This is a genomic window from uncultured Sphingomonas sp. (assembly GCF_946477935.1).
GTDB lineage: Bacteria > Pseudomonadota > Alphaproteobacteria > Sphingomonadales > Sphingomonadaceae > Sphingomonas.
The window spans coordinates 1-5,875 of record NZ_CAMLAC010000229.1; the positions used below are offsets into that span (position 1 = coordinate 1).

Consider the following 5,875-nt stretch of genomic DNA (forward strand, 5'->3'; position numbering starts at 1 on the left):
ATACCGGCTGCGTGGCGGGGATACAGGCGGAGAGAAGCGCGGCGGTGGCGAGCGGCAGCAGGCGCAGGGAAAGGGCAGGACGCATGGTCGCTCTATGGGCGAGGCAGGAGGCGGGCTCAACCTTCCGAAGCGTACGGGTTGCGACGGAACCGCGCTGCGGGGCGACGGGTTCAACCTGGATCAATGGAGACCCCTATGTCCGACACCGCCGATACCCCCACGCTGCTGCTCGTCCAGGCCAATGTGGCGCACACGATGAAGGTGGAAAGCCGGGACGGCGATACGGTCGGCACCGTTTATTCCTTCATGGTCCACAAGCGCAGCGGCAAGGTGACGCATGCGGTGCTGTCGCTCGGCGGGTTCCTGGGCATGGGCAAGAGCTTCTACCCCGTGCCATTTTCGCTGCTGCAGTTCGATTCGGTGCGCGACCAATATGTCATCACGGTCGACCGCCGCCTGCTGGAAGGCGGTCCGAGCTGGTCGAACAATGCGCCGGTGTTCGACCAGGCCTATGCCGACCGCGTCGCGAGCTATTACAGCGTCGGCAGCGAGGACGTCGCTGCCGAGTGATGCGCGCAGCGGCGGGCCCCGTCAGGCCCGCCGACCGCTCGCGAACTTCTTGCTCTTGCCGAAGCGCGTCTTGCGGGTGCCCGGCTTGCCCTCGTTCGAGCGGCCCATGATCGGGGCCTTCTGTTCGTGCACGGGCAGGCCGAGTTCCTCGTTTTCCAACTGGCGGATCTCGTCGCGCAGGCGACCCGCTTCCTCGAACTCGAGATCAGCGGCGGCCTTGCGCATCTTCTTTTCAAGTTCCTCGATATAGGCGCGCAGATTGTGGCCGACCATGTGCGGCCGCTCGTCGTCGATCGGCACGGTGACCTGATCGCCGCTGGCGACATGGGCGATGATGTCGCCGATATTCTTGCGCACCGTGGCGGGTGTGATGCCGTGTTCGGCATTATAGGCCATCTGTTTCTCACGCCGGCGTGCGGTTTCGCTCATGGCGCGTTCCATCGAGCCGGTGACGCGATCGGCGTAGAGGATGACGCGACCGTCGACGTTGCGGGCGGCGCGACCGATCGTCTGGATCAGCGACGTCTCTGACCGAAGGAAGCCCTCCTTGTCTGCGTCCAGGATCGCGACGAGCCCGCATTCGGGGATATCGAGTCCCTCGCGCAGCAGATTGATGCCGATCAGCGCATCGTAAACGCCCAGGCGTAGATCGCGGATCAGCTCGATACGCTCCAGCGTCTCGACATCCGAATGCATGTAGCGGACCTTGATCCCCGCTTCGTGCATATATTCGGTCAGATCTTCCGCCATCCGCTTGGTGAGCGTGGTGACGAGCGTGCGGTAGCCCAGTTCGGTCGTCTTGCGGACCTCGACGATCAAGTCCTGTACCTGCTCCTCGACCGGCTTGATCTCGATCGGCGGATCGATCAGCCCGGTGGGACGGATAACCTGTTCTGCGAAGACGCCGCTGGTCTGTTCCATCTCCCAGTTCCCCGGCGTCGCGGAGACGCAAACGGTCTGCGGGCGCATCGCGTCCCATTCGTTGAAGCGCAGGGGGCGGTTGTCGATCGCGGAGGGCAGGCGAAAGCCATATTCAGCGAGCGTGATCTTGCGGCGATGGTCGCCGCGCGACATGCCGTTGATCTGGCCGATGGTGACATGGCTTTCGTCCACGAACAGCACCGCGTTTTCCGGCAGATATTCGAACAAGGTCGGCGGCGGCTCGCCCGGCAGGCGGCCGGTGAGAAAGCGGCTGTAATTCTCGATGCCGTTGCAGCTTCCGGTCGCGGCGATCATCTCGAGATCGAAATTGGTGCGCTGTTCGAGCCGCTGATGCTCGAGCAGCTTTCCTTCCGCTTCCAGCTCTTTCAACCGTTCGGAGAGTTCATGGCGGATCGCCTCGGCCGCCTGCTTCATCGTCGGGCCGGGGGTGACATAGTGCGAGTTCGCGTACACGCGAACGGAGTTGAGGTTCGCCACCTTCTTGCCGGTGAGCGGATCGAATTCGGTGATCTCCTCGATCTCGTCGCCGAAGAACGAGATCCGCCACGCCGAATCCTCATAGTGGGAGGGGAACAGTTCGAGCGTATCGCCCTTCACGCGGAAATTGCCACGTTGGAAGGCCGCGTCGTTGCGCTTGTACTGCAAGGCGACGAGCTTGCGCACGATCTCGCGCTGATCGACGCTCTGCCCCTTCTTCAAGTCGAAGATCATCGCTGAATAGGTCTCGACCGAACCGATACCGTAGAGACAGGATACGGAGGCGACGATGATTACGTCGTCACGCTCCAGCAGCGCCCGCGTGGCCGAGTGGCGCATCCGGTCGATCGACTCGTTGATCGAGGATTCCTTCTCGATATAGGTGTCGGACCGCGGCACATAGGCCTCGGGCTGGTAATAGTCGTAATAGCTGACGAAATATTCGACCGCGTTGTTCGGGAAGAAGTTCTTGAACTCTCCGTAAAGCTGCGCGGCCAGGATTTTGTTGGGGGCGAGGATCAGCGCGGGGCGCTGCAACGCCTCGATCGTCTTGGCCATGGTGAAAGTCTTGCCCGAACCGGTGACGCCGAGCAGCACCTGATCCTTTTCACCCGCCCGCGCTGCGGCCACCAGTTCCGCGATGGCGGTGGGCTGGTCACCGCTCGGGGTATAGTCCGTCACCAGTTCGAACCGGCGCCCGCCTTCCGCCTTTTCGGGACGGCTGGGGCGGTGGGGAACGAAGGCGGGGCCGGTTTCCGGCTCGTCTAGGGTCGTGCGGATCTGGATGGCCATGGCGGGGATATGGGGCTTTGTTCTCGTTTCGTCACCTGTCGCGACGTAAACGTTCGCGCATGCTTAGAGTTCAGGCGTCACAACCGGCCAGGATGACGACAGCGAACGGTGCCTGCAAAGTGGCCGTGGGACCGGACTTGTCGCAGCCCGGCACTGCGTCCTAGCGCAAGCGATCGGCGCCGGCAGCGTCGAGGCAGCGCAGCAGTTCGGCACGTGGTGTCTTTGCCGCCGCAGTCGGGCGATAGGGACCGATCTCGACCGGATGACCGAGGGGTATGGGGGCAAAGCCGCGTTGGCCGGTGCAGCGCATGGACGCAGCGAGCAGCTTTGGCGGCGTGTCATAAGCCTCGTAGGATAGCCGGAAGGTGCCCCAGTGAACCGGGATCGCGCGCGTCGCGCCGAGCCGGCGATAGACCTCCACCGCATCGACCGGACCGATATGGCTGCCGGATTCCATCTGGCCCGGGGCAAAACGGAACGCCCCGATCGGGAGCAGGGCAAGTCGCACCGGGCCGAGCCGTGCCGCCTCTGCCGGCCATTGCCCGTCACCCATGCCGGTATCGCCGGCAAAGAACAGATTGCCGCCGGGAAGGGTGATCGTGAAGCTGGACCAGAGCGCACGGTTGCGATCGGTGAACCAGCGGCTGCCCCAATGATGGTTGCGGGTGACGACGACCGAGATATCGGGGCGCAGGCCGAGGCGCTGCCCCCAATCGAGCGCGGTGGCGGGCACACCGGCCTGTGCGATGACGCTGTCATTGCCGAGGCTGGTGACGATGCGCGGCCGGTCCCGCTTCCAGAGACGGCGCAGCGTATCCAGATCCATATGGTCATAATGGTTGTGGCTGACCACGACCAGGTCGATCCGGGGCAGGCGATCGAAGGAAATGCCGGGGCGGGCGACGCGCGACGGACCCATGCCGAAGGGGCCGGCGGTGTCGGCCCAGATCGGGTCGGTCAGGATGTTGAGCCCCTGCGTCTGGACCAGCACGGTGGCATGGCCGACCCAGGTGGCCACCATGCGCTGCCCCTGCACCCGGTCGGGCGGTGCGACCGGGGCGATCCGCACGGTTGCGGGCCAGGGCGGCCGATCGTCGCTGCCGGTCAGATAGCGCCAGAAGAAGCCGGCGCGTCCGCCGCCGCCGGGAGGGCGTTTGGTATCCTCGTCACCGTCCGGGTTGAAGAAGCGTTCGGTGTCGAAATGGCTGCTCGCGGGACCGCGATAATAGATGCGGTCGAGGAAGCGCGGCACGATCGTGACCGCAAGGCCGAGAAGGATCAGGAGCAGCGCGACGAGCCTGGCAACGACTTTCAGAACTGCGGCCACGCTCGCTCCTTTGTGAATGATGATGCGACCAACGTATGTGAGGGCGCTCGGGGTCCGCGAGGCGGGGCCGCCCTGTTAAGAGCGGCTTTGCGAGCGGGCGGCGGCGGGAGCGGGCGCCGGGGATATGCGGTAGCGGCTGGCGAGACGGGCTTGCCAGAGGACGAGGAGGGGGACGAGGACGAGTTCGAGGAACAGGCCGATCCGGTGTCCGCGCGAAGGGGCGCCGACCGCGATCAGCGAACCGAGCCGGGCGAAGCCGCCGGCGACGACGAGGGCGGCGAGCAGGCGGAAGCGTGGCCCCTGTCGCTCGATCGCGGGGATGCAGGTGGTGAAGGCCATGCCGACCCCCAGGAAGATGCCCGACAGATAGCGGACATGGCTGTCCAGATCGACGGGAATGCGCGGCGGATGGCCCATCCATGCCGGCCCGAGCAGCACGCCCGCCGCCCCAGCCGCGATCGGCACGCAGCAGGCGATGGCCACCGCCGCCTGCAGCAGACGACGCTCCGCCGCCGGGGTCACGACAGGATCTCCTTGCGGACATGGATGGCGCGCAGCGAAACCCGTACCTCGATCATGAAGGCGGCAAGGCACAGGATCAGCATCATGACCGACAGGATGAAGGCCAGTGCGATCCACGTGCCGATATGGAATTTCGCCAGATTGGCCACGAACAGCAGCGCGATCACCAGACAGGCCATGACCGCACTGAGCACCGACACGAAGAGCGCGGCGTTGATGATCGACATGCGCCGGTCGAGCAGTCGCAATTCCCATTTCAGGCGCGCGCGGTGCGCCTCGTCATCGGCGCGTTCGAGAAGAAGCTCGAGCGCACGCGCACGATCGATGACGCGGGCGAGCCGACCGGCAAGCACGTTGAGCAACTGGCCGATCGCCGCCAGCATGAAGACGGGCGCGAGCGACAACTGGATCGTCTGCGCGATGGTGGAGACGGCGGGTAACGTCGGCATCATCGGCAAAGGTGGCGCGGTCGCGCGCGAGAGACAAGGCTGAAGCGTCTTTGCGCCCCCACAAATGCGTTGGTAACCTGCACGGGTGTAGGCACCGGCCATCCGCCGATCCGGACGGGATGAAGAACGATGGTGACCATGTCGATGCGCCTTGCCGGGCATGAACGGGCCACGTCGCCGATGGCGGCGAGGCTGGTCGATGGTTTGCCGACTGCGATCGACGATGTCGCGGCGGCCGCACCCTCCACGCATCATTTCCTGCGTCGTCAATGGTTTGCGTCGGCTGTTGCGGTGTATGGCGGCGCCGCCCGTACGCTGATGGTGGAGGATGGCGGACGGGCGGTGCTGGCGATGCCGCTGGTGCCGCTGGGGCCTCGCATGGCGCGCATGGCCAGCGTGCCCGGCTCCTACTGGCCGTTTCGCGCACCGGTGGCGGTCGAGGGGGCGACCATCGAGGCGGGGCGCGTCGCGCTGGCCTTGCTGGCGCGGGATCGGCGGGCGATTCGCATCGGTCCGGTGCCGGACGGTGATCCGGGCGTGACAATGCTGCTCGCGGCGGCGCGCGCATCGGGATGGACGGCCATCGACCGGGTGATCGGCACCACCTGGATATTCCGCATGGCGGATGCGACGACGCGCGGTGCGTGGCCGCGCACCTCGACGCTGCGCAAGAACCGGTTCTTCGAAAAGCATCTGGCCGAACATGGCATGCTGGACTGGTCGTTCCTGACCGGGGCCGACTGGCCGGCGGGGTTCGATGCGCTGGCGGCGATCGAGGCGCGGAGCTGGGTGGGGG

Annotated in this window: 6 protein-coding genes and 1 pseudogene; 2 read left to right on the top strand and 5 right to left on the bottom strand. The window is 65.6% G+C overall.

The features are described 5' to 3' along the window. Nucleotides 1–184, bottom strand: a 184-nt coding sequence (locus Q0U08_RS17090; protein ID WP_298092816.1) for a hypothetical protein, incomplete at its 3' end; no start/stop codon positions are given. An 11-nt stretch (nt 185–195) separates the two neighbouring features. Here Q0U08_RS17090 and Q0U08_RS17095 point away from each other — a divergent pair. Next, the gene (locus Q0U08_RS17095) at nt 196–570 is read left to right on the top strand and encodes a PRC-barrel domain-containing protein (protein WP_298092818.1); all 375 of its coding nucleotides are present in this window, start codon (nt 196–198) and stop codon (nt 568–570) included. 21 nt (nt 571–591) lie between these two features. Here Q0U08_RS17095 and uvrB read toward each other — a convergent pair whose 3' ends face one another. The 4 genes from uvrB to Q0U08_RS17115 all read right to left on the bottom strand — a co-directional run bounded on the left by uvrB (nt 592) and on the right by Q0U08_RS17115 (nt 5,079). Further along, entirely contained in the window at nt 592–2,781 is a 2,190-nt protein-coding gene (uvrB, locus tag Q0U08_RS17100; protein ID WP_298092820.1) for an excinuclease ABC subunit UvrB, read from the bottom strand. A gap of 160 nt (nt 2,782–2,941) precedes the next feature. Continuing rightward, entirely contained in the window at nt 2,942–4,108 is a 1,167-nt protein-coding gene (locus Q0U08_RS17105; protein WP_298092821.1) for an MBL fold metallo-hydrolase, read from the bottom strand. 75 nt (nt 4,109–4,183) lie between these two features. Then, nucleotides 4,184–4,630, bottom strand: a complete 447-nt coding sequence (locus tag Q0U08_RS17110) for a DUF4345 domain-containing protein (RefSeq protein ID WP_298092823.1) — start codon at nt 4,628–4,630, stop codon at nt 4,184–4,186. Beyond that, nucleotides 4,627–5,079, bottom strand: coding sequence for a DUF2721 domain-containing protein (locus tag Q0U08_RS17115; RefSeq protein ID WP_298092825.1), 453 nt, complete (start codon nt 5,077–5,079; stop codon nt 4,627–4,629). Before Q0U08_RS17115 ends, Q0U08_RS17110 begins: the two co-directional genes overlap by 4 nt. A 129-nt stretch (nt 5,080–5,208) precedes the next feature. On the opposite strand from Q0U08_RS17115, the pseudogene Q0U08_RS17120 reads away from it, so the two are divergent. Continuing rightward, nucleotides 5,209–5,875: pseudogene (locus tag Q0U08_RS17120) on the top strand (GNAT family N-acetyltransferase); the annotation flags it as partial.